This is a genomic window from Arthrobacter tecti, from assembly GCF_054511355.1.
Genome location: NZ_JBTNCT010000013.1, coordinates 1 through 23,256 on the forward strand (window position 1 = coordinate 1; position 23,256 = coordinate 23,256).

Sequence of the window (23,256 nt, forward strand, 5' to 3'; positions counted from 1 at the left end):
TCAGGGTCTGGCGTTCATCATCAGTCAGTGTCAGTTCGGCTTTGGGGCGACCGGTTCGTGGCATACCCCATTCTACAACTTATAGAACTAATTTACGGCGCAGGACACTAGCCGCGTGTACGCCGTGCTACTCAGGAAGCTTAGGGGGCGGTTGTCGTTTTGAGAACCGCCTGCACTGCAGGCATCGCAGGCGTTGAGAGCACAATGCATGCTGCCTGCACTTTCCGACAAGGACCATAAGTCCCCTGTGCCTATGCGGCCAGGAGTGAGCGCTCCAGGACGAAATCGGATTCGACGTTCCTGCCAAGCTTGAACGTCTTGGTTCCTACCTTCGTGAAGCCGTGCTTTTCGTAGAAGCGGATGGCACGGGCGTTCTGGTCATTGGTACCCAGCCACATGCCGTGGGCGTCGTTACCTTTTCCGGCGATATCGAGGGATGCGTGCATGAGTTTCGACGCCGCGCCCTGGCCGTGGTGCGAAGGGTGCAGGTAGAACTTGCTCAGCTCGATGGTGGGGAAAATGGAGAGGCAGGAGCGCACATGCTCATCCTGCGGGAGTCCTTCGACGAGCATGCTCCAGCCCAGCAGATGGCCGTCTTCGCGCAGGCACAGCAGGATCTTGGTGGGATCGGCGATGTGCTGGGCGAATTTCTGTTCCGACAACTCGGTGGCAACGTACTGCCGGATGTCTTCCGGGTGCGAGGTCGGCGGGCACGCGAGCGGGAAGGTGATGCTGGCGAGGATGGCGAGCTGGCCGGCGTCGTTCGCGGTGGCGTGGTTGATGGAAACGGTCACGGAAGCAAGGTTAGCGCTTTGGCTCTTCACCACGCTGGTCTGTGGGCGCAACTACCGTGATCCCAGCCCTGGTTGCAGCCTCATTGAGTTCGAGATCATACGCAATAAGCTGATCGCATTCGAGGCGAATCGCTGTGGCCAGATGGATGGCGTCCGCGCTCCGCAGGCTGCCGGGAAGCGCGGCAGCGTACATGAGATCTGCTCGCGTCACATCGACGAGCGTAATCCTGTTCAATACCGTGTTGATAGACGCTGCCGGAAGGCGGGCGCGACGTGCAGCAGCGCAGTGTAGTTCCGTGTGCAGCAGCATCGAAGCCACGGGACGGGCGCCGCTGGATACCGCAGTTGTCAGGTACTTGCCGACATGCTCGGACTCTGGTTCGTCGACGAGAAGCTTTAAGGCGGCCGAAGTGTCGACGTAAATGATCATCGATCACCGCGCACGTCGGCGAGGATCTCTGAACTGGTTGAGGTGCTCTTGACTCGCGGGATGGCATTGAAATCGATCGGCCCTGTAGTGGCTGGCTTAGCGTGGCCGGCAAGAAGTGCCCGTTCGAGTGGCGAGGTTGCCGGAGGGATGAGGGTAGCTGCTATCTCTCCGTTATTTGTGACATCTATGGTTTCGCCATTCTTGACACGCTCCAGAATTTTGCTGCTTTGGTTGCGCAGTTCGCGGTGCGGAATTGTTGTCATAAGTACTCCTTGCGCATGTGTAGCAAGTGTAGCAACTCAGGATGGAATGAGTCTACGAATCACCCGTTGCGCTTACTATCGCAGTAGGACGTGGAAAGGTTGCGATGCAGTTAGCTCGGGGATCCGGCGCCGGCGTTCGGGCGCAGTCGCGCGGTTCGTGGCCGACTGCGGTTGCTGCGGCCGCGCTCGTGGCTGTCCTTGTGCCCGTTCTGATTCTGTTGATTTCCGACGACGGCGGCGCCACCTTCATCGGGTGGACGTTGCCGCTTGTGCGGGTGCTGGTGCACCTGACAACTCTTACGGCCGTAGCGCTCCTCTGCGTCGGGGTGCTGCTTCCGGCGGCTTCAGAGGAGCTTTCGGCTGAGGAGCTGTCCGCTGAGGCACAAAGGCTCGGGCGGCAAGGCTGCGCTGCGGCGGTGATCGCAGCACTCGCCTGTGTTCTCCTCCTGTTCTGGACCTATTTCGATGTGATCGGCTCGGGCCCTTTCAAAGGCGCGGACCTCAGTGATCTGGGCGCTTTCCTGAATGAGCTGGCCTCCGGCCGGGCGCTGGTGGCGCAGGTGAGCCTGCTGATCCTCGGGGCGGTCCTCGCGTATCTGGCCCGGACCGCGGTTCCGCTGCGGATGGGGCTGGTCCTGGTGATTGCGGGGACCACGACAATGGGGCTCGGCGGCCACTCGGCATCGGAGTCCGGGCACGGTGCGGCGATGTTCAGCATGACGGGGCACATCGGGGCGGCGTCATTGTGGGTTGGTGGCCTGGCCGGGCTCGGCTGGCTGGCGCACGCGCATCCGAACCTCCTGCGCCCCACGGTTGCGAGGTTCAGCAGGCTGGCGCTGATCTGCGCTGTGGTGGTTGGCGTGAGCGGTGCTGTGAGTGCAGTGGTGCGCGTCGAGAGTCTGGCGCTGCTTCCCGGATCGTTGTACGGGACGGTTCTGCTTGCAAAGACCGTAGCGTTCATCGGGCTGATCGTGTTCGGTGTGCTGCACAGGCGTCGGCTGTTGGCGCAGGACAGCTTCACCGGGCGAACGTTCCTGCAACTTGCCGCGGGCGAGGTGTTCATTATGGGCGTGGCGTACGGGCTCGCCGTTGCGCTCGTGCGGCTGGATCCGCCGGTCGCCTTCTAGCTGCCGGCTGCAGCGGACAAACACGAAGCAGGTTTCGCAGTTAGAGCCCCGGCACGCACGGTCCGGTTCCGAGGATCGCCAGCCCCGCGCGGTCGCCGTCGCCGAGCGACGTCCTTACACTGCGCTCATACATCAGCTCGTTGGGATCATCCACGTGGTCCAACCCGACAACGTGCGCCAGTTCATGCACAATGATGGCCTTGACCTGCTCGCGTCCGCCGGGGAAAAGCAGCATCGTCGCAAGGTCCGGCGCATCGAGCATGGCCTGACCCGCTACATAGACAACGGGTTTCCCCGGCCGCTGTGCAATCTGGCTGCCTCCGAACCCAGCAACCGCCCCTTCGAGTGCCGGAATCTCGGTTGGGTTCGTCCACGTGATCAGGATCGGTGCCCATCGTTCGCCGTAGAGCTCGGGCTGATATGGGTCTCGCTCTCCTTCACTCGGCGGTTCAGTGGTGGAGCCGCTGTACACGAACTGAAGCCCGGTCGCCGCGGAAATTTCCGCGACGGCCTCCTCGATCAGACCCTCGGTTCCCGCAGGCGCGTTGTCCGGGCGAACGACGTAGTGAACTGGACGGCACGGATCATAGGCGACGAAGTCCTGTGCCAGATCCGGGTAGGAGTACAGCGCGTACTGCGAGGATCCGGTCGACGGCGGAGGCGCTCCCAACGGCGCGTCTGCTGCGTCAACGCCCCGCGCCGGCACATTGGACCCCGGCAGGTACGGCAGAACATCCGGCAGAATATCCCGCTCGAAGACGGTTGGCGACAGATACAGTGCAGCGACAAACGCGATGAGCACACCGGTGCGGACACGGAGCTTGAAAGCAGAAGACCGAGTACGACGACGGCGGGCGCGTAGGCGATTCGGATCCTCGCCTTCCCAAACTCCCATGTGCCTTCACTTCTCATACTGGATGCCCTGGCCTGCTGTGCCAGAAAGCCAATCCTGTCAGAAATTCCTGAAAGGAATCCTCTTCGTCCGCTCCTGACTGCCGCACGGAATGGGGAGTGAACTCATCGCGTTGGCAGAAGAACACCAACGAAGAGGAGTTGTCATGTCGCGTATTGCCATCATCGGAGGCCATGGGAAGGTCGCGCTTCAGCTGGCCCGCATCCTGACTGGGGGAGGGCATGAGGTAAGTTCGATCTTCCGCAACCCGGACCATTGGGCGGATGTGGAGTCGACCGGCGCCCAGCCTGCTGTTGCGGATGTGACCCAGCTTTCTGCCAGCGAATTGGCTGATGTCCTGCGCGGGCACGACGCCGTCGTATGGTCTGCCGGTGCTGCCGGCAGCAGTCCGGAGGACACTTACGCGATTGACCGTGATGCCGCTATCCGTTCGATGGATGCGGCGAAAGAAGCGGGTGTTGACCGCTATGTCATGGTGTCCTACCTCGGTGCGCGGAAGGACCACGGCGTTCCGGAGGACAACGGATTCTTCCACTATGCGGAGGCTAAGGCAGCAGCTGACGACCATCTTCGTGGGACGGACCTTTCCTGGACCATTCTTGGGCCGGGTGCGCTCACCACCGACCCTGGGACAGGGAAGATCGAGGTATCGACCGAACCGGAGCAGGACTCGGTAGCCCGCGAGGACGTCGCCCAGGTCGCTGCCGTCGTGCTGAGCAATCCAGGCAGCGTGGGGAAGTTCATCCAGTTCAACACCGGCACCACGCCTATCCCTGAAGCAGTCGAGGTTGCGTAACCACGCCGTCGGGGCGCTGTAGTCCTCACTGGGTGAGGATTACCGGACCGTCCTTCGTTATCGCGATGGTGTGTTCGCTGTGAGCGGTCCGCGCACCTGTAGTGCTCTTCAACGTCCAGCCATCTGCGTCAGTGATGAGTTCGGCGGTGTCTGCCATCACCCACGGCTCGATCGCCAGCAGCAGCCCCGGACGAAGGCGGTACCCGCGTCCGGGGCGGCCGGTGTTGGGAATATGGGGGTCCTGGTGCATGGTCGATCCGACTCCGTGGCCTCCGAACTCGGTATTGGTGAGGTACCCCGCATCGGTCAGCACCGAACCGATAGCGTGTGAAATGTCCCCGATACGGGCTTCCGGGGTGGCTGCTGCGATTCCCGCCTGAAGTGCGCGTTCAGTCGCATTGATCATCGCGAGGTCGGAGGGGGATGAGGAGTTTCCGACGATGAAGCTCATCGCTGAATCCGCAACGATGCCTCCGAGCGAAACCGCGAGATCCAGCGAAAGGAGGTCTCCGTCCTTGAGTGTGTAGTTGTGCGGCCGACCGTGAAGCACCGCGTCGTTGACCGATGTGCAGATGTAATGCCCGAAGGGTCCCCGACCGAACGAGGGGGAGTAGTCGACGTAGCACGAGCGTGCTCCGGCTTCGCGAATGAAGTCGGAGGTCCACTGGTCAATCTCCAACAGGTTCGTACCGACGGCGGCTCTGCTCTTCAGTGTTTTCAGGATCTTTGAGACCAGCTTCCCGGTGGCGGCTGCCCGTTCAAGTTCGGACGTGTTCAAGATTTCGATCACAGGATTCCTTCCAATCTGGCCACAAACTATCCCGGCGAACGCTCGGCGTCCTAAACCTGGGCTCCCTCGCTGCTTGAGCACAGCCCGATGAACGCCCCCAGTTCCTCCAACTGCTCAGGCCGCGCCGGCATGTGCTGCGTCAACTCCGGGGAGCGGACGATGACCGCCCGCCACTGCCCACGCGAGATCGCCACATTGATCCGGTTGCGGTTGAGCAGGAACTGGATGCCGCGCGGTGCTTCCGATGCAGCCGAGCAAGCCATCGACACAATCACCACGGGTGCTTCCTGGCCCTGGAACTTGTCCACTGTGCCTACCCGGGTTCCGGTGAGCCCAGCGTCCTTGAGCTTCCGCCGGATCAGCTGAACCTGAGCGTTGTAGGCAGCGACCACGAGCACATCTGCATCGGTGAGCGGACGAGGCTCGGCGGAAGCATCGTCCCAACGAAGGCCAACGTGCTGCTGCACCTGCCGCACTACCTCCTCGGCTTCCTCCGAGGAAGCGCTCTTGTTCCCCGTGTGATCGACGAGCACGCACTCGACGCCGGCGGGCACACCGTCAAGCACCCGCTTCGTGGCGATAACTGCGGACTCCAGTTTGTCGTCATAGGCCAAGCGCGAGACCGCCCGGCACAGCTCGGGATGCATGCGCCAACTGTCCGCGAGGAAATACCCTCGCTCCGGCCGGAGTGTGGCATCACCCTGCGACAACCAGCCCAGCGCGGACTCATCGACCGGCTCCGGGTGGTTTGCCTGCGTCACCTGGGGCAGTTGCTGCGGGTCGCCGAGCAGCAGCAGCCGCTTCGCAGCCCGCGAGACCGCCAGCGTGTTCGCCAACGAGAACTGCCCGGCTTCGTCAATCACCAGCAGGTCGAGCGACGACGGCGGGACCTTGCTCCCCGTCATCGTCCAGGCGGTGCCGCCCACCAATACGCCGTCAGCGCCGTCGAGGAGGGAGGCGACGTCGTCGTCGGTCTTGTAAGTCCACGGCGCATCCGGATCGTCTGTCTTTTTCGCAACCTGATGCGGCGGAACGCCGGCTTTCAAGGCTGCCCTCAACATGTTCTCGACGACGGCGTGGGACTGCGCCACCACGCCGACCTTCCAACCAGCCGCCACCAGCGCGGCGACGACGTGGGAGCCGACATACGTTTTGCCGGTGCCGGGAGGGCCCTGGACGGCAAGGTAGGAGCGGTCCAGCAGCCGGACTGCTGCGGTGATCGCTGAAACGTAGTCGTGGTCGAGCAGTTCGGGAAGGCTGGCGCCGCCCGTCAGGTTGGGATTCGCGCGGCGGAGGATGTCCAGCCCGGGATTCCTCGGCAGCCCCGGGAGAGACGCACCCACCTGCTGAGCGAGCTCGGCGAGGGCTGCACGAATGGACTTGGTGGAGATCGGCCGGTCAGGAGTGAGCGCCATTGGAGTCTGCTCGTAGGCCTCGCCCCCGCGCTTGAGCTTTTCGCGGATGACGAGGTGCTCGCCGTCGCGGTCAGCGTAGGTGTCGGTGACTTCGGTGCCGAACCAGCCCTCCCGGCCGCCGACCTTCCCATCGAACGGTTCGAGGCCCTCCGGCAGCGGTTCGCCGTACATCCGGAACCAGGTGCTGCCTGGCTTGAACTCCGAGCCTTCCGACGCAATGCCGCAGAGATCCAGCACCCGCACGTGGTTGCTGCGCGCGTTCGGTTTCGTCCAATCTTCGAGGACGGTTGCACGCCGGACGGCGAAAACGTCACGGGTGTCGGACCAGTCTTCCAGCGGGGATCCGAGGCGGTCGAAGTGTTCCCACCAATACTGCTTGTCCTCGCGCCGGTGGTAGCCCACTGCCGCAGCGACCATGGCGATTGCGTGCTCATCTTTGGTCAGCGCACGGTTGGTCGGCAGTGAAGTCACATGGTCCAGCAGCAACTGTTCCTCAGGTGACGGAGGTTCGGACTTGTCCACCTTCGGTTCCCGAGGCTGCGCGAGCGCGATGTTCCGCGCTGACGCCAGCCCGAGCAGCCAGTTCCGGAGTTCGAGCGTGGAGAGGCAGTCGTACTGGTTGTAATCGCTGATCCCGGCGAGGATCTCGGCGGCTTTCTCAGTGTTCCCGCTGTCCCTCGCCTCGCAGTACTGCGCGTAGGCGACCACCGAGGCGCCGGCGTCGGTCACGTCCCCCGACCGCAGGTTATCTCCCATGTACAGCGGCTCGAGCTTCTTGATGCTGTAGGACCGGTCGGAAATTCGCAGGCTCGTCCGGACGGTCTCATAGAGGTCCACCAGCACGCCCTCTCGGAGGAGCGTATCTACGGACTCCTCGCCGATGAGGTGAATAAGGGACAGGTTCCGCAGGGCCGATTTCTCGTAGGCCGCGTAATGGTAGATGTGCAGGTTGGGATAACGACGACGGCGCTCGGCGACGTAGTAGAGGAAGCTCGCGAAAGCCTGGCGCTCCTCCGCGCGGTTGTGCGCCCAGAACGGAACGAAGGGCGGCTCGGCGTCCGGCGAAGGAGGGTTCTCGACCACGCCGAACAGGTATTCAATGCCCCACCGGCCGGTCAGTGGATCCTGCCACAACGGGTCGCCTTCGAAGTCGAAGAAGATATCGCCCTCGTCGGGTGCCGGCAGGTTGGCCAGCGAGTTCTCTTCCAGAACCCGGTAACTGAGGGTCTGAGTTTCCCCGTGCTTGTTCCGGTATTCGACGCTCCCGTCGACATCCGCCACACCGGTTTGCATGCGCGCCTGATCGATGAGGGGGCGCAAGCTCTCATCTTCTGCGGCTGGGTCGAGGGCAGCCAGCTCGTCAATGGTGCGGATGTTCTCCTGATGCAACTTTGCCCGGCGGGTGGTGCTCATCCGCCCGACCAGCAGCAGGTCACGGGTCTCTTCAACCATGAGTTGGCAATACTCACACCGTCCACAAGCCGCGTAAGAATTCCCACCCCACATCACCGGATCCGGCTGCGCGCGATGGTCCCCAACCAGGGCAAGGAACCGGTCCCGACGCTCGCGGTATACCGGCAACAAGTCCGCAAGCCGGTGGTCGCTGTGCTGCTCGTTCCCGAGCACGAGCGTCACAAGCGGTGCCGGCTCAATCCCTGCCTTCAGCATCTGGTCACCGTAGGCGGCGAGCTGCAGCAGCGCGCCAACCTTCGCGTGCCGGGCGAGCTTCGTATCCCAGACGGCGTACGCGCCGTCGATCTTCACCAGGAAGTCGGACCGCCCATGGAACTGTCCGTCAAAGAACGCCGCCTGGAACACAACATCCGCGCCGCTACGCAACGCCTCAACCGACTCCGAGTGCTTCTGAAGCAGCAGCGAGCGCTCCATGCCTGCGGCGGGAACGACGTCGTACACTCCTGTTCCCCGCGTGGGATCCCACTCGCCGTGCTCGGCAAGGAAGCGGTCCAGAATCCTGCGTTCGTGGACGTCGCCAAGCTGGGCGGTGCGCTCAAGCATCTCGTCGACGTCGAACTCTGGTTTGGTGCTGCGGCCCAGCTTCTCGTCGAGGACGCGCAGGGTCCGGTACTCGCACACCGAGGCGTTGACCAGGTTCGTCGCGGAGAAGACAAGATCAGGCTCGGCGTTGGGGGTTGTCGATTCGAGCAGGAACATGGCGCCTTCCGTGGATTTCGCGTTGGAACCATCGAATCATGTGCCGGTGACAATTCGCCGGCGAGACCGGATTTACTCGTCCGCCGTAGGCAACTGATCGTTCGGAGCGAGGTAGTCCGCGAGCACCAGAATGGGCAAATGGTCCGAGCCACCGCGCGGCAGGGTCTCCACTTTCTGGATCTTCAGCCCGCGTGAGGTGGCGAAATCGAAGTGCCCGCGGAACACCATGTAGCGGGTGTAGGTGCGGCGGTCGCTGAGCGAGAGGTCGTAGCCGGCGTCGTTCATGTGTTCGGTGAGCCGCTGCGTGAAGAACGGGTAGTTGAAGTCGCCGACCATGAGGGTCGCCTGGCCGGTGCCCATCTCCAGCAACTCGGCGTGCGCTGCGTCGATCTGCTTGCGGCGCAAGGAGTTCGACGCCGTCAGCGGGGCCGCGTGGAAGGACCCGGCAACCAGTTCATGGTCCGTCTCCAGGTCCAGCAGTTTCACGCCGATCAGCCGCTCATGCGCCGGCGTAAGGACCCTGTCATGGAGCGACTTCTTCAGCGAGAACGAGTCCGCCCGCACCATGTCGAACCGGTCGCGCCGGTAATACATCGCGAGCCCCAGCCGGTTTTCCTTGGTGGCGGTGGCCATCTGCAAGCCGCCGACGACGTCGGGCAAGTCAGAGGCATCGCATTCCTGCAGGCACAGCAGGTCAACCTCGTGCTCGTACACGAGGGCCTCAAGCTCCCCGCTCGCCTTGTGCTCGCGAAGGTTGTAGCTGATGGTGCGTATCAGGGCCGTGCTCCTTATGCATGGACGGCAGAAAGCAGGTTCAGTCTAACCACCGGTCGGGAAGACCGACGCCGGTGGCTTGCTAATGAGCAGTATCCCGCTCGGTAAAGCCCCTAGTGGACAGGATGTTGTCCATAGCGTTTAGGTGTCCGCAGCCAGCCGCCGTCGTAATTCTGCTGCTGTCGGTTGGATCGCGCCGTCGTCGGGTAGGGGTTCCCGGCCCCACAGCCAGAGCAGGAGGGTGTTGGGCTCGCCGGCGATGTGGGCGTCGGGGGAGTCGATCCCCTCACCGGTGATGGTCACCCCGTCCTGCTGCAGGTAGGCGGTCCAGGCGAAGCCCTCGCTTTCGAGGACGACGGTTCCCGTCTTCGACCCGCCGGTATCCGTTCCGCGACCGAGCATGACCGTCAGTACTTCATCGATTCCGTCGAGCGCCAGGTCGGCGTCAATTGGCTGAGGTCGACCGAGCGCGGCTTCGATGTCGTAGCGGTGGATTGCGGTCTCATGGGCGAGCCGGCGGATCCAGAACCCCACGGTCTGGTCCTCAACCACCCAGGATTCGGCAACGTCGGCGGGTTCGTGGGAATCGAACTCTTCGCTGAGCCGCCCGAAGCACGTCTCCAGGATCTCCACCGGGCCAAGCTGCAGGATCTCCTCCGGAACCCAGCGGCCCTGCGGCTTGACCCCGGTGCGGATGGTTTCGGCTTTCTGGAGGTAGACCAGCGCCGTGTGCCGGACGAGGGCCTCGACGTCCCACTCAGGGCAGCCGGGGACCTGCGCTGCGAGCCGGCCCTCAGCGGAACGCGTCAGCTCCAGCAGCCGCGAGAAGTCCTTCTCCATGAGCTCCCGGTAGCGGATGTAGGGGAGTGCGTACGGGTAGGCGGGCTTCACCGGAGGGCTCCCTTGATCAGTTCCGGGACGTCCCCGGCGCGCATTGCGTTCAGCAGTTCCCGCACGTCCTCGAAAACGCGCAAGGCCCCGGCGTCGCGCAGTTCAGCTTCGCTGGTGCCGCCGGTGGTGACGGCGAGAGTGGGCATGCCGAGCTTGTTCGCGGCGATCACGTCCCACACGGCGTCGCCAACGAATACGGCCTCGTCCGGATTCAGCCCCGCAGCTTCCAGGGCGGCCTCAAGGATGTCGGGGGAGGGCTTGCTGATGCCGGTGTCGGTGGCGTTGGTCGCGCCGGTCAGTGCGGCGTCGGCGTCGAGCACTTCCTGAAGTACCGCCAGCTCTTCTTCCGAGGCGGAAGTCGCGAGTACGACGGCGAGACCCGAGTCCGCGCAGTGCTGCAGTAAGTCGCGGGCGCCGTCGAACGCGCGAAGCGACGGCCACTGGGCTGAGAAGAGGGCGGCGTGGGTGTCCTTGATCGCATCGTCCTGGCCGGTCTCGCGGTCTGTACCAAGGAGATGCTCGATCAGGGTGGTGCCACCCATCCCGATGGTCCGGTGGATGGCGGACATCGGCACGTCGTGTCCGAAGCGGCGGAAGGTCTGCCACCAGGCGACGGTGTGCAGGTAGTTGGTGTCGACAAGGGTTCCGTCCACGTCGAAGAGGACGCCGCGCTTGCCGCCGCCGTCGTGTTGTTCTGCCATGGTGCCGCCTAAATCAAAAAGTGCATGTTCCAACTTTGGTGTACCGCCAACCTTGTCCCAGAAGGAATGCCGGTGTCGAGTTATGCCACCCATCCAAGCGGGCAGCTCATTTGTGGGGGACCCGGCTCCTAGGATGAGGGCATGGTTTTGGTGGGAGTGTTTTCGGCATCGCTCGGTGTCATGGTAGGGGCGGATTGGTTGGAGGTCGCATTCCAGACGGGCTCTGGAGCAGAAGGTTGAAGCCGATCGATTGAACCTGGAACAAAGGGCTTTGGCCGATCAGAAGAACCAGTGGTGGGAGAGGGTGCAGTGGGCTCTCGACTCCGCATTCTCGGATACTCCGGAGCGCCAGGCAGCCGGTATCGCCATGATCCGGGTACTCAGCCAGGCTGAGTGGTTGACGGAGGAAGAGATCATGCTCCTTGACGCAGCGTGGCAGGAAGAGCTCGAAGAAGACAACGATGAAAACTTCACCTATGAGCTACCGTTGTTCGAGCGTGGAATAGGGGAACCTGGGGAGGTTGTGGACGACCTCAGACAAGTTGGAGACAATGGAGAGCAGGACGAACCGGAGGAGACCGGCCATGGCTCTACACGCTGATAGATTGCGCGCCGCAGAGGAAGCCTGCGAACAAAATGATGCGCCTCTTACACGGTCAGAACGACGCGTGAAAGTGGAAGCTGCCAAACTCCGGGTTGTCCTCGACCGTCGTCTCGGCCGCACCACGCCGGAATGGGTGAGCGCGTTGGCTGAAGAGAAACTGTAGTTCTCGCCCCTTTCGTCTCTACCTGACTGAGCGGAGTGATTTCGACTGAATCATCTGCTGTAGTGGTAGCGGCACTGGGCGATGCGAATCTCCCCCTCGATCATTTTGTAGACGAGCCGGTGCTCATCATTTATTCGTCGGGACCAGTAGCCCTGGAAGCCATGCTTCAGCGGTTCCGGCTTGCCGATTCCTTCGTTACCGTTTCGCTGTACATCCCGGATCAGAGTGTTGATGCGTTTGAGGATCTTTCGGTCCTCGGTCTGCCACCGGATGTAGTCTTCCCAGGCAGTTTCATCCCAGAGCAGCTTCATTCGGCAAGCTCGTGTGCCGCACCCCTACCGTGCTCAAGGTTTTCGATCGCGTTAAGCAGCCGCCGGGCATTTTCAGGGCTTCGAAGGAGGTAAGCGGTCTCCTTCAGGGACTGGTAGTCCTCGAGCGAAACGATCACGACCGGGTCTTTTCCGGCACGGGTAATCACGACTTCTTCGCGGTCGTCGAGCACAGAATCGAGCGTTGCTGCGTAGTTTGCCCGGGACTCGGAGTAGGTCATCGTCTTCATTGCATGCTCCTCACGTACGCAATATTGTACCTCGCACATGCCTGTGCTGGTACCCGCCCCGAACTGATGTCGCTACCGCCCAGTGCGGGGTGAGATGGGTTGTAGCGTCCACCCCGGGAAGCCACGGTATTGTTGGTCCGATGGCTTTCGCTGCTCCTCCCACCGCGAGTCCGGAACAGATCGTCAAACTTGTGGGGCCCGCCAGCTTCAAGCGTGGCAGCACCTATGCCCGCAAGGGTTCTGCCTACGACCTGTCGTGGAACAAGAAGTTCACTGAGTTGAGCGGGAAGGTCCAAGGGTCGCGGGGCTCTGCCTACCGGACAGCCGTCAAGTTCTCCACTTCCGACCTTACTCCTGGACCCTCGTACGGCCTTTGTACCTGCCCGATGCGAAGCAACTGCAAGCATGTCGCGGCGCTGCTTACCCACAATGCGGGATCGCCCGACGAACCGGCCAAGGTGAAGAAGGAGGCAAAGGCTGCCGTTCAGCCCAAAGCCGAGTCGAAACGACCAGCGGCGAGATCGCCGCAATCGGCGGGCTGGCAACGGCAGTTGGACGCGCTGGTGAAATCCAGCACTCAGCGGGGCAACTCCTACTCTGCAAGCGGCTATTCTTCCCCCTCCGTACGTGAGGCGGTACCTCTTGCTCTGCTATTCGAGTTGCGAGAGGGCGCCGACTACAAGACGAAATATGCCCAACGCACTTCCAGAACACCTAGGACCGTGCAGCTGCATGTGAAGCCCGTGCAGCGGAGTGCCGCGGGGAACTGGGTGACGGGTCAACTGCGGTGGGAGACCTTCAACGTGGGCTACTCGCCAGGAGAGTTGAACCAAGTGCACTGGGACTGGATGTGCACGTTCGCTGCGCTTAGCCAGCAGGGCCATCGGTATCACAGCTATGGCTCTCCGATGAGGCTTAATGACTTCCGGTCGCCGCTTTTGTGGGAGTTGCTGAAACGTGCTCGTGTAGCCGGTGTGGAGCTCGTCGGAGCAGGGAAGGGTGCCAAAGTTACCCTTCACGATTCGGCCACTGTCCATCTGGACGTGAGCTCGGAGGACCAGGGGATGACGCTGGCCGCGATTGCCGAGGCTGACGGGCAAATGCTGGACCGGATGACTCTGGGTCTCATAGGTTCGCCCGCGCATGGACTCTTCTGGTGGGACGGCACTGCGCCGCTCGCTCACCAGAGTATCGAACTGGCTCCAACCGCGGCTGAAGTCCCCGAAGCCGTTCGCCCCATGATCGTCGCGCAAGACCCGCTGAAGATTCCAGGGACAGGACGTGACGCCTTCCTCGCCGACTACTACCCACAACTTCGTCAACAGGTAAACGTTGTCTCGCGCGACAATTCCGTTGAACTTCCCGAGATCCTGCCGCCCACACTGGTACTCAAAGTCACCTACGTGCCCGCATCGCCGTCAACGTCCCGCCGTGGCTCCCTCGACGCCGTCGGCAGCAACGGTCTCGTGCGTCTGACCTGGTCCTGGGAGTACACCCACGGGGAACGACGACGACGCACCCGCTTGCGGACGGCAGCAACGGTTATCGCGACCGCACCGCAGAGAGTGCGATTCTGACGGCGGTTGCCGGTGTGCTCGATAATTTCCGTGCAGCCTGGTTCGAGGCTTTTCCCCGCTCAGTGGATGGCTTTCCGGGCAGGTCTGAACCGATCGAACTGCGCGGAGTGGCTGCAGCCCGTTTCGTGGCTGAACTGATTCCGGAACTCGTTGCTCTGGAGCACCTGCAGGTTGTGCAGAGCGAGGACGTCCCGGAGTACACCGAACTGACCCAACAGCCGATGGTGTCGGTGAGCACCACGGAGACCGAGGAACGAGACTGGTTTGGCTTCGGCGTCAGCGTTTCATTGGGCGGTATCGACGTTCCGTTCGGTGCCTTGTTCCGTGCGCTGGCCCTCGATGAGCGGCACATGCTGCTACCGGATGGCGGCTATTTCGCCCTAAACCAACCAGAGTTCGAGCAACTTCGAAAGCTCATCGAGGAGGCTCGGTTACTACAGGAGAAAGATGACGATGAGCTGAGGATCAGCCGATTCCAGGCCGGTCTTTGGGAGGAATTCACGGACCTTGCGGCAGTCGCGGAGCAGGCGGAGTCGTGGAGGGAATCGGTTGCCGCCCTGCTTCAGTTGTCCGAGGTTCCCGACAGGGATGTTCCGAAGGGGATCAACGCGACGCTGCGTCCTTACCAGCAGGAGGGATTTAGTTGGCTGGCCTTCCTCTGGGAGCACGGGTTGGGTGGCGTCCTTGCTGACGACATGGGATTAGGCAAGACGCTGCAGACGCTTGCGCTGATCTCCCATGCACGGACCTCGGGGGAGGGTAGTCCGTTCCTTGTTGTTGCTCCTACCTCAGTGGTGCCGAACTGGGCCGCCGAGGCGCACTGATTCGCGCCCCTACTGCGAGCGGAAGCGGTGATGGATACGCTGCGTCGTAGTGGTGCCGATCCGGCCGAACTCGCGGCGGGCAACGACGTCGTCGTTGTCTCCTACACCCTCTTCCGGCTGGATTACGAGGCATACGCCGCGCAGACGTGGGCCGGACTGATTCTGGACGAGGCCCAGTTCGTGAAGAATCCGATGACGAAGGGCAGCCAAAATGCCCGTAACTTTCCGGCACCTTTCAAACTCGCGATAACCGGAACGCCAATGGAGAACAATCTGATGGAGCTCTGGTCGCTTTTCGCAGTCACTGCTCCCGGACTGTTTCCCAGTTCAAAAAAGTTCGTCGACTACTACCAAAGGCCTATCGAAAAGGACTCTGACGGCGAGCGGTTGGCACAGCTGAGACGTCGGATCCGTCCGCTGATAACCAGACGGACAAAGGAGTTGGTGGCGAAGGATCTTCCACCCAAGCAGGAGCAGGTGCTGGAACTTGAGTTGGCTCCGCGGCATCGCACAATCTATCAGCGGCATCTGCAACGGGAGAGGCAGAAAGTGCTCGGCCTGCTCGATGATATGAACAAGAACCGGTTTGAAATTTTCCGGTCCCTGACGATGCTGCGCAGATTGAGTTTGGACGCATCGCTGGTGGATGAGAAGTATGCGTCGGTGCCGTCAAGCAAGTTGGACGCCCTTTTCGAGCAGCTTGAAGACATTATTGCTGAAGGGCACCGTGCACTGATCTTCAGCCAGTTCACCGGTTTTCTCGGCAAAGCGGCCGAGAGGTTGGAGGCTGCAGGGATGGAGTACGCGTATCTGGACGGCAAGACCCGCAGGCGCGCTTCGGTGGTGGAGAAGTTCAAGTCCGGACGGGCGCCGGTGTTCCTGATCAGCCTCAAGGCGGGCGGATTCGGGTTGAACTTGGCCGAGGCAGATTATTGTTTCCTGCTGGACCCGTGGTGGAATCCGGCCAGTGAAAATCAGGCGGTGGACCGCGCGCACAGAATCGGTCAGAAGCGCAACGTGATGGTCTACCGGCTGGTGGCGAAGGACACCATCGAGGAGAAGGTGATGGCGTTGAAGGAGAAGAAGGCCAAGCTATTTACCGCCGTGATGGACGACGACGCCATGTTCTCCTCCGCCCTCACAGCCAGTGACGTGCGAAGCCTGTTCGAGTAGAGAGCCTTTGACGGAACCCCGAAGGAACACTTATGCTGTTCTGAATCGATTCAATAAGTCGGGGCGCAGACCCGGCTCCTTGCCAATGGCGACGAAGGAAATCAGCAATGAGTAGAACGACCACCGGAGATATCGGTCCGGTCCGTCAGGCCGGTGGCGGCCAGAGGGATCCGCGGAGAGCTGCGATGAGCGGATGGATCGGAAGCGCGCTCGAGTATTACGACTTCGCGTTGTACGGGCTCGCCGCGACCCTCATCTTCCCGGCAATCTTCTTCCCGTCCGAGAATCCGACCGTCGGGATCATCGCCTCCCTCGCCACCTATGCCGTGGGATACGTTGCCCGTCCGGTCGGCGCGGTTGTTCTCGGCGCGTACGGGGACCGGCACGGGCGCAAGCACGTGCTCGTCGTCGCGATGCTGCTGATGGGGTTCGCGACGTTCGCCGTCGGCCTCCTGCCGACGTACGCGCAGGTGGGCCTGCTCGCGCCGGTGTTGCTGGTGGTCCTCCGCCTGATCCAGGGGTTCGCGGTTGCGGGTGAACTCGGCGGCGCCAGCGCGATGATCGTTGAGCATTCCCCGGATGCCAGGCGCGGCTTCTTCGCGAGTTTCAGCCTTCAGGGCACGCAGGTTGGTTCCATCCTGGCCACCGGTGTGCTGCTTACGCTCGCTGCCATCCTTCCCGATGAGCAGTTCGAGACCTGGGGTTGGCGCATCCCGTTCCTGCTCAGCGCCGTCGTGATCCTCGCCGGGTACTACATTCGCAGGCGGGTGCAGGAGCCTCCGGCCTACCAGGCGCAGGCCGACAGCGGCGGGACGAAGCGTCGGTTCCCGCTGGTCGAACTGTTGCGCAGCTACCCGTGGGTGGTGCTTCGCTGCGTCATCATGACGTTCACCAACGTCATCGGTATGGCGACGCTCATCTTCGGGGTATCCTACGCAACGCAGGACGGCTACGGCATCGGGTACTCCAGCGATGATTTCCTCTGGGTGACCCTCGTGGCGAACGTGGTCGCCGTACTGACCATTCCGCTATTCGGCGGACTGTCGGACAGGATTGGCCGGCGCGCACTGATGGTGGCCGGCGGGCTCGGTGGCGGTTTGCTGGCAGGTGGTTACCTGTGGGCGATCGAGCAACGGAGTCTGCTGCTGGTCTTCGTGTGCGTCGTGATTGTGCAGGGGCTCCTTTTCCAGATGTGGAACGCGACCTTCGCGACGTTCTTCCAGGAGCAGTTCCCGATGCGCATCCGGGTGACAGGTTTCGCGGTGTCGCAGAATGTAGGGCTCATGATCGCGTCATTCTTCCCGAGCATCTTCACGGCGATCGCCCCGCCCGGTTCCACGAATGTGCCGATGGTCATCGGGCTGACCACGTTCGGCATCTGCCTTGTGGCGGCGGTGGCTACGCTCCTGTCACCTGATACCAGGAGCAAGTCGCTTGAGGACCTGGAAGGTTCCCCGGTACGCGGCGCCTAGCGCCAGAACACCGCCACAACGATGTTCAGCAGCGTCAGCCCGCCAATAATACCGAGAATGGCGGACGGCACGGCGTCCTTCTTCCGGTTGAGAAAGGCCAGTACGACGACGGCGACCATCACCAGCAGCTTCACCGCGATTTTGAGGTTGTCGACTTCCGCCAGGTCGCCTACTTCGATGACGCCGACAAGCCCCAGCCCGGTGACCAGTTGCAGCCAGCTGCCGTGCAAAATCCCGGGCGTCACCACGGCGCCGCCGGTGCGCATGCTGCGGATCTGGGCAAGCACGCCGCCGAGGATCGCGGCCAGGCCAACGAAGTGCAGGACGAGCAGCACGTTGCGCAGAAACTCCATTCGAATAGCTTAAGCGGACCTCGACGCGGCGCGCCGACACTGCGCGGCGCGCCGAGACTGCCGGAATCGGCGGCAAGCTGCCGGTCCTGGGTAAGAAGGCGGACAGCAGGAGTCACACCGACGTGATCGGCAGCTTCATGCTGATTAAGCCTGATCGACTCCGTAACTCCTCGTTTATCAGGCAATTTCGGCAGTATACTGCCGGAGTGAACCGCAGTGAGAAAAGCGCCTCAGTGATTGGCGAGCGCATGCGCGCGGCAAGAAAGCAGGCCCGAATCACGCAGGAAGATCTTGCGGATCTTTCGGGCGTCTCGGAGCGCACCATCCGGGCAATTGAGACCGGGACGGGAAATCCGTCATTGGCTGCTGTGATCGCGGCGGCGAAGGTACTTGGTCTGCGCCTGGAGGTTTCTTGATGGTGAGAGATCTGCAAGATATCCGGTTCTTTCGAAAGGCGGACGTCTACAAAAATGGAGTGCTTGCCGGATACTTGGAGCGAACGTCTAACGGGGGGACACGCTTCTCGTATGATCCGATCTATTGCGGATCAGGCGGGGCTTCGATTGCAACCACGCTGCCGTTGACCGCGAGCCCGATCGAAACACCGGCGGGCGCCCTGCCTGCGTTCTTCACCGGGCTTCTGCCGGAGGGCTATCGCCTGAGACTTCTACGAAAAGCAGTGAAGACCAGCTTGGACGATGAGTTGACCCTCCTTCTCGCTGTGGGTGCGGACGTGCCTGGCGATGTGCAAGTGGTTCCAAGCGGCGAGATACCCAGTGAGCCGGACGTTTTGACCGATGCATCGGACCCCGAGGACACCGACTTCGCATCACTCTTCGAGGCGGTGGACCTGCACGCTCTGCCGGGCGTCCAGGCGAAAAGCAGCGCGTCGATGCTTACCGCTCCGCTGTCGCTTCGAAGGGAGCGTTTCATTCTGAAGTTGAATCCTCCGGAGTACCCGCATCTGATTCGCAACGAGTTCCTGCACCTGGCTGGTGCGAAGGCGCTGAAGGTGCCCATCGCCAAGAGCCTCCTCGTGACCGACCGGAATGGTCTGCCTGGACTGCTGATTCAACGATTCGATCGCAGCTGGACGGCAGGGAGACTACATCGCTCCGCCCAGGAAGACGGCGCTCAGGTGTTGAACCTTCCGCCTGCCGCGAAGTATGGCGTGAACGCGGAAGAGGTGGTGCTTGCGCTTTCGGGCGTCTGCAAGGCGGCAGTTGTTGCCCGGCGCAATCTGTACTTGCAGTTTGTTTTCGCCTGGCTCACGGGTAACGGTGACCTGCACGCAAAGAACGTTTCCGTGCTCGGGAATGAGAGCGGCGTGTTCGAGATAGCACCCATTTACGACATTCCGTGCACGCTGGTCTACGGTGACGACACCCTGGCTCTCCCCGTTGCAGGCAAGGTCAAGAACCTGAAGGCAAAGCATTGGGCAGGATTCGCCGCTGAGCTCGAACTACCTGAGCGCGCGGTACAGGCTGCGAACGCGCTCGCGCTTACGGCAGCGCAATCAGTCGACCTCGACGAGCTTCCCTTCAGCGGATCGCCTATCAACGGAGCGAAGCGGGAGTTGCGATTCCGGTGTCTTGAATTGGCCAGCTGAACTACCGCCACCTACAGTACCGCCCCGGACATGTTCACGACCAAAACCACCCCGAGGATCCCCACCAGCCAGGACAGCGTGTTGGTCGAGTTGCGCGCCAGCCACCCGTCCAGTTTCCGCAGCACCGGATCCACCAGCCGCGCAGCACCCAACCTCAGCACCAGCAGGATCACCGCCGGCAGCACCATGAGCAGGCAGTACCCCGCGAGCACACCGCCGGAAACAGGCCACCCGATCTCCGAGGTCGTGATCAGTCCGATCGCCCCCAGGTAGGGCAGCATCGTTGCGACCTCCACGGTGGTCGCTGCGAGGGCGAGTCCCACCAGGGCGAGCGTGCCGCCGGTGGCCGTGCCGCCGTCGTCGTGCCCTACCGCCCGGGCCCGCCACCGTAGGAACCGGCCCGACGGCGCTGCCCCGGCAGCCTTCTCGCGCTTGGCTTTCGCTTCGAGTGAGAAGCTCCACGCGACGAGTCCCAAGCCCGCGGCGAGCAGGCCGATCTGCGCCGGCCGGGTGGTCAAAAAGTCTCCAAACTGTTCGACGGCGAGCTCGGCACCGAAGTAGACCGCCACGCCTACGCCGAAGTAGAAGACGCAGACCGTCAGCAGGAACACCAGGATCCGCGTTACGCGCAGCCGGCCGGGTGCGAGCATCAGCCACAGCGGAATCACCAGGGTGCCGAAGCTGGTGGAGTCGATCAGGGCGAGGACCGCCAGGATTCCGGCGAGGGTAAGCGTCATGCCGACGACGCTACCCAGCACGCGCCGCAGAGGGAGTCTGTCGAAAGGCCGATTCCAAGCCCGCGCGTACACCTTTTGGCTGACTCCTCGCCGGGCGCTGTGTGGTGCAATCGAGGGGTGAGTTTAGGGACCAAGCAGGCTCAGGGGAATGACAGCGATCCCATCGGCCCGTCGATAGGCAGCCGGGCCGGTGGTGAGCACGGCAGCATCCGCCAGGCGATCACCCAAAACACTCCGTAACCAGTGCAGGTGATTGACGTCTCGGTCGCTCACTGTTGCAGCGAGCTTTATTTCCAGTGCTACGAGCTTGCCGTCGTACCGTTCCAGCACCAGGTCCACTTCCCGATCACCGTTGCGGGTGCGAAAGTGCCCTACAGAGGCTTCGGCTGCCTGCGCGAGGACCCGGACGGACAGTGTTGCCAATGATTCGAACAACTGGCCTAGCCATCCGCCGCCTGCAAATCCCCGTGTGGAGCCGATTGATTGTTCGGTGGTCCCCGTGAGGGCGGCGGCAAGTGCAGGGTCGGCGAGTTGGTGTTTCGGCATGACAGCCAATCTGGTGAAAGGGTTTGGGGACGGAACCCAGGCGGGCAACGGGTCGAGGATCCAAAGTCGCGTGAGCAGGTCTCGATAGATAGCAGTAGTCACTTTCGACGGCTTGTCTGAATCCCCCGTGGTGGCGTCGTCCAAAATCCGGCTGTACGACGCCGTCGTTGAAGTCGCCGCCGAATATGCTGTAAGCCAAAGCCGGAGGGATTGCGGTCGCCGCAGGGCGTAGCCCTGTTCAGGAACGTCCCTGTCTACAATCCGGTCCACGTAGCCCGCCAGCTGGAGGCGACGAGCTCGTGGTGGCAGCGTACGAATTCCGGGGAAACCCGATGCAAGTATCTCCCTGACGTAGTCGGGCAATTCCAGAGTGGATCGGCCTCTGATTGCGCTGTCTTTAGTGAACATGGCTGCCAGGGAGACTGTGGGTTCAGCCAACCGACGTTCGGAAAAAGCCAGAGGGCGCATACGCAGGGAAACGATTCGTCCGGCACCGCTATGCGTATCGGTCCCCGGCTTGGGTGTTGCGCTGCCTGTGAGCAGAAAACTCGCTGGAGCGGCGCCGTCGTCCACTGCCCTGCGCACAACGTCCCATAACGGTGGTTCAAACTGCCATTCGTCCACGAGGACGGGGGGACGCGCTCGGAGTATGGCGCGAGGGTCGGCCCGCAGCAGCTCCCGCTCGGCTGGCGAATCGAGAAAGAACGTTGACGCTGCTCGCCGGGCTGCCGTCGCTGTCTTCCCCACCCCCTTGGGTCCATCAAGGGCAATCGCGCTCAGCGTCGGGAATAGCTCATCCAATTCCTTGTCCACAACCCGTTCTACGTACGATGCCATTGCGTCTCCAATACTCTAGTATCCTATTAGCAGGTACTCTAGTATCCCAATAGCAGCTACTCTAGTATCCCAATAGCAGCTACTCAACCTGACCGTTGGCAGCATATCCAGCATCCAGTTAGCCCTACGTCGAGCACGGACGCTGGTGACTTGGCGCAGTGCTTCGTCACCCACCGCTGGTGCGCATGGTCGCTTTCACCGGTTCCATCGCCAGGGTTCCGTGCGACGACGCTACGCAGCACGCCGCTGCCGCGGACGCAGTCTGCCGAAGAGGTGCTGATGCAGCGAACGCCGCTTGTCAACGTTGCAGGTTTCGAAGTGGGAATCGGGGGAGTGGATGCCGACGACAACTGCGCAAAGTGGGAATCAGGGAGTGAAGTATTCCCACTAATCATTCCAAGTGGGAGTATTGGACCTGTAAATTCCCATTTGAGGAGAGCCATTGGAACATCCGCGTGAGAGATCAGGAATTCCCAGCGGCGGAAGGTACGCGCAGCGTGTTGCGTCAGAAGTAGGGACCGTTCCAACGTCAGCGGATGCGTGGCCACCGGTAACTTACGAAGAACGTCCATGGAAAGCGGACAGCGATCCGGGCATTTCACGCAGGCAGCGTCTGCGCGCGAGAGGTCCGTACCAGGCGGCGGTGCTCGAACCTATCGCTGATTGCACGCCCCACCTGGATTCTCGAACCCATGCCATGGCCGAGCAGGCCATCGTCGAAATGGTGCGGTTTGACGCCGAGATGGGCGCCGGAACAGCACCGTTTGCGAACCTTCTGCTCCGCAGTGAGTCAGCGGCCAGTTCGCAGATCGAGAACTTCACAGCAGGGTCGCGAAAGATCGCTCTGGCTGGGCTGGGTGACACCTCCAGCGGGAATGCGCGCCTCATCGTGTCCAACGTCGCCGCCATGAAGGCAGCCCTGGACCTCTCCGATGACCTGTCGGTGCAGAACATCCAGGCAATGCACCGGGCGCTGATGCATGAGTCCGAGCCCAATATTGCAGGACAGATTCGGGAATCGCAGGTGTGGATTCGCGGCAACTCACCGCACACCGCGGACTTCCTGCCTCCGCATCACGAGCGGGTGACAGCGGCCCTCGAAGACTTGGCTGAATTCATGCAGCGCGACGACGTCCCAGCGCTGACACAATCAGCGATCACCCATGCCCAGTTCGAAACCATCCACCCGTTCGCCGACGGCAACGGCCGCACAGGCAGAGCCATTGTTGGGTCAATCCTGCGAAACAAGAATGTGACGGAGAAGGTCACCATACCCGTATCCTCGGGACTCCTCACCGACACCGCAACCTACTTTGAGTCGCTGACTGCGTACCGCGAAGGCGACATCCAACCGATCGTAGAGCTCTTCGCTGAGTCCACGTTCCGTGCGATCGACAACGGCCGGCAACTCGTTGCCGAGATTGAGGAGGCACGAAACGAGTACAAGGGCCGCGTCATGCATTCGAAATCCAAGGTTGCCCACGACGTCGTCGACTTCCTCACGAGCGAACCAGCAATCACCGCGCAGATGCTCAAGCATCGTACAGACGCCTCAGAATCAGCGGTGTACCGCGCTATCGAGGTGCTGCTGGATGCGGAGGTGCTGAAGCCGGCAGGCAAGGTGAAGGGGATGGCGGTCTACATTGCGACGGACATCATTGATGCGCTGGACGACTTCGCTGCACGCGCCGGACGCCGCCAGCGTCACTAGCCGAAGGATGAGGTGACATTCCCGG

At 62.1% G+C, this 23,256-nt stretch carries 23 protein-coding genes and 1 pseudogene; 10 read left to right on the forward strand and 14 right to left on the reverse strand.

Features of this window, described 5'->3' with window-relative positions:
* Window positions 1-251 precede the first annotated feature (251 nt).
* From ACX80C_RS13755 to ACX80C_RS13765, 3 genes are read right to left on the reverse strand one after another with little or no spacing between them, the layout of a single operon-like run.
* Window positions 252-794 carry a GNAT family N-acetyltransferase gene (locus ACX80C_RS13755; RefSeq protein WP_459327018.1) on the reverse strand — a complete coding sequence of 181 codons (543 nt, stop codon included), beginning with the start codon at window positions 792-794 and terminating at the stop codon, window positions 252-254.
* 10 nt (window positions 795-804) lie between these two features.
* Window positions 805-1,224, reverse strand: coding sequence for a type II toxin-antitoxin system VapC family toxin (locus ACX80C_RS13760; protein WP_459327019.1), 420 nt, complete (start codon window positions 1,222-1,224; stop codon window positions 805-807).
* Window positions 1,221-1,487, reverse strand: coding sequence for a type II toxin-antitoxin system Phd/YefM family antitoxin (locus tag ACX80C_RS13765; RefSeq protein ID WP_459327020.1), 267 nt, complete (start codon window positions 1,485-1,487; stop codon window positions 1,221-1,223). Before ACX80C_RS13765 ends, ACX80C_RS13760 begins: the two co-directional genes overlap by 4 nt.
* 104 nt (window positions 1,488-1,591) lie before the next feature.
* Between ACX80C_RS13765 and ACX80C_RS13770 the strand changes: the two genes are divergently transcribed.
* Window positions 1,592-2,614: a copper resistance D family protein gene (locus ACX80C_RS13770; protein WP_459327021.1), complete on the forward strand. Its 1,023-nt coding sequence runs from the start codon at window positions 1,592-1,594 to the stop codon at window positions 2,612-2,614.
* A 40-nt stretch (window positions 2,615-2,654) separates the two neighbouring features.
* On the opposite strand, the gene ACX80C_RS13775 is transcribed toward ACX80C_RS13770, so the two are convergent.
* On the reverse strand, window positions 2,655-3,509 hold the full coding sequence (locus ACX80C_RS13775) for a zinc metalloprotease (RefSeq protein ID WP_459327022.1): 855 nt from the start codon (window positions 3,507-3,509) through the stop codon (window positions 2,655-2,657).
* Between the two features lie 163 nt (window positions 3,510-3,672).
* Between ACX80C_RS13775 and ACX80C_RS13780 the strand changes: the two genes are divergently transcribed.
* Window positions 3,673-4,323 (forward strand): SDR family oxidoreductase, encoded by a 651-nt coding sequence (locus ACX80C_RS13780; protein WP_459327023.1) that lies wholly within the window; start codon window positions 3,673-3,675, stop codon window positions 4,321-4,323.
* 25 nt (window positions 4,324-4,348) lie between these two features.
* Here the strand turns inward: ACX80C_RS13780 and map are convergent, their stop codons facing one another.
* From map to ACX80C_RS13805, 5 genes are all read right to left on the reverse strand, one after another.
* Window positions 4,349-5,113, reverse strand: coding sequence for a type I methionyl aminopeptidase (gene map, locus ACX80C_RS13785; protein WP_459327024.1), 765 nt, complete (start codon window positions 5,111-5,113; stop codon window positions 4,349-4,351).
* A 50-nt stretch (window positions 5,114-5,163) separates the two neighbouring features.
* A complete protein-coding gene (locus ACX80C_RS13790; protein ID WP_459327025.1) occupies window positions 5,164-8,700 on the reverse strand; it encodes a TM0106 family RecB-like putative nuclease in 3,537 nt (1,178 codons plus the stop codon).
* A gap of 72 nt (window positions 8,701-8,772) precedes the next feature.
* On the reverse strand, window positions 8,773-9,474 hold the full coding sequence (locus tag ACX80C_RS13795) for an endonuclease/exonuclease/phosphatase family protein (RefSeq protein WP_459327124.1): 702 nt from the start codon (window positions 9,472-9,474) through the stop codon (window positions 8,773-8,775).
* 141 nt (window positions 9,475-9,615) lie between these two features.
* Window positions 9,616-10,365 (reverse strand): maleylpyruvate isomerase family mycothiol-dependent enzyme, encoded by a 750-nt coding sequence (locus tag ACX80C_RS13800; RefSeq protein WP_459327026.1) that lies wholly within the window; start codon window positions 10,363-10,365, stop codon window positions 9,616-9,618.
* Window positions 10,362-11,066 (reverse strand): HAD family hydrolase, encoded by a 705-nt coding sequence (locus ACX80C_RS13805; protein WP_459327027.1) that lies wholly within the window; start codon window positions 11,064-11,066, stop codon window positions 10,362-10,364. The genes ACX80C_RS13800 and ACX80C_RS13805 overlap by 4 nt, the downstream gene beginning before the upstream one ends.
* Before the next feature lie 271 nt (window positions 11,067-11,337).
* Between ACX80C_RS13805 and ACX80C_RS13810 the strand changes: the two genes are divergently transcribed.
* Window positions 11,338-11,667 (forward strand): hypothetical protein, encoded by a 330-nt coding sequence (locus tag ACX80C_RS13810; RefSeq protein ID WP_459327028.1) that lies wholly within the window; start codon window positions 11,338-11,340, stop codon window positions 11,665-11,667.
* A gap of 216 nt (window positions 11,668-11,883) precedes the next feature.
* Here ACX80C_RS13810 and ACX80C_RS13815 read toward each other — a convergent pair whose 3' ends face one another.
* Window positions 11,884-12,144, reverse strand: a complete 261-nt coding sequence (locus tag ACX80C_RS13815) for a Txe/YoeB family addiction module toxin (RefSeq protein WP_459327029.1) — start codon at window positions 12,142-12,144, stop codon at window positions 11,884-11,886.
* Window positions 12,141-12,392: a type II toxin-antitoxin system Phd/YefM family antitoxin gene (locus ACX80C_RS13820; protein ID WP_459327030.1), complete on the reverse strand. Its 252-nt coding sequence runs from the start codon at window positions 12,390-12,392 to the stop codon at window positions 12,141-12,143. Before ACX80C_RS13820 ends, ACX80C_RS13815 begins: the two co-directional genes overlap by 4 nt.
* 722 nt (window positions 12,393-13,114) lie before the next feature.
* On the opposite strand from ACX80C_RS13820, the gene ACX80C_RS13825 reads away from it, so the two are divergent.
* The 4 genes and pseudogenes from ACX80C_RS13825 (at window position 13,115) to ACX80C_RS13840 (ending at window position 17,438) form a co-directional block, all read left to right on the forward strand.
* Window positions 13,115-13,969, forward strand: a complete 855-nt coding sequence (locus ACX80C_RS13825; RefSeq protein WP_459327031.1) for a hypothetical protein — start codon at window positions 13,115-13,117, stop codon at window positions 13,967-13,969.
* A gap of 350 nt (window positions 13,970-14,319) precedes the next feature.
* A pseudogene (locus tag ACX80C_RS13830) lies at window positions 14,320-15,357 on the forward strand (DEAD/DEAH box helicase); the annotation flags it as partial.
* Window positions 15,358-15,402: 45 nt separating this feature from the next.
* A complete protein-coding gene (locus ACX80C_RS13835) occupies window positions 15,403-15,966 on the forward strand; it encodes a DEAD/DEAH box helicase (RefSeq protein ID WP_459327125.1) in 564 nt (187 codons plus the stop codon).
* A gap of 107 nt (window positions 15,967-16,073) precedes the next feature.
* Complete coding sequence (locus tag ACX80C_RS13840; protein WP_459327032.1) at window positions 16,074-17,438, forward strand: MFS transporter; 1,365 nt, start codon at window positions 16,074-16,076, stop codon at window positions 17,436-17,438.
* On the opposite strand, the gene ACX80C_RS13845 is transcribed toward ACX80C_RS13840, so the two are convergent.
* Entirely contained in the window at window positions 17,435-17,791 is a 357-nt protein-coding gene (locus ACX80C_RS13845) for a hypothetical protein (protein WP_459327033.1), read from the reverse strand. The two genes, ACX80C_RS13840 and ACX80C_RS13845, sit on opposite strands and share 4 nt — an antisense overlap.
* 122 nt (window positions 17,792-17,913) lie before the next feature.
* Between ACX80C_RS13845 and ACX80C_RS13850 the strand changes: the two genes are divergently transcribed.
* Complete coding sequence (locus tag ACX80C_RS13850; RefSeq protein WP_459327034.1) at window positions 17,914-18,207, forward strand: helix-turn-helix transcriptional regulator; 294 nt, start codon at window positions 17,914-17,916, stop codon at window positions 18,205-18,207.
* The gene (locus ACX80C_RS13855) at window positions 18,207-19,400 is read left to right on the forward strand and encodes a type II toxin-antitoxin system HipA family toxin (RefSeq protein ID WP_459327035.1); all 1,194 of its coding nucleotides are present in this window, start codon (window positions 18,207-18,209) and stop codon (window positions 19,398-19,400) included. The genes ACX80C_RS13850 and ACX80C_RS13855 overlap by 1 nt, the downstream gene beginning before the upstream one ends.
* A gap of 11 nt (window positions 19,401-19,411) precedes the next feature.
* On the opposite strand, the gene ACX80C_RS13860 is transcribed toward ACX80C_RS13855, so the two are convergent.
* Both ACX80C_RS13860 and ACX80C_RS13865 read right to left on the reverse strand, forming a co-directional pair.
* On the reverse strand, window positions 19,412-20,137 hold the full coding sequence (locus tag ACX80C_RS13860; RefSeq protein ID WP_459327036.1) for a GAP family protein: 726 nt from the start codon (window positions 20,135-20,137) through the stop codon (window positions 19,412-19,414).
* A 123-nt stretch (window positions 20,138-20,260) separates the two neighbouring features.
* The gene (locus ACX80C_RS13865; RefSeq protein ID WP_459327037.1) at window positions 20,261-21,520 is read right to left on the reverse strand and encodes an ATP-binding protein; all 1,260 of its coding nucleotides are present in this window, start codon (window positions 21,518-21,520) and stop codon (window positions 20,261-20,263) included.
* A gap of 697 nt (window positions 21,521-22,217) precedes the next feature.
* Between ACX80C_RS13865 and ACX80C_RS13870 the strand changes: the two genes are divergently transcribed.
* A complete protein-coding gene (locus ACX80C_RS13870; protein WP_459327038.1) occupies window positions 22,218-23,231 on the forward strand; it encodes a Fic family protein in 1,014 nt (337 codons plus the stop codon).
* Window positions 23,232-23,256 lie beyond the last annotated feature (25 nt).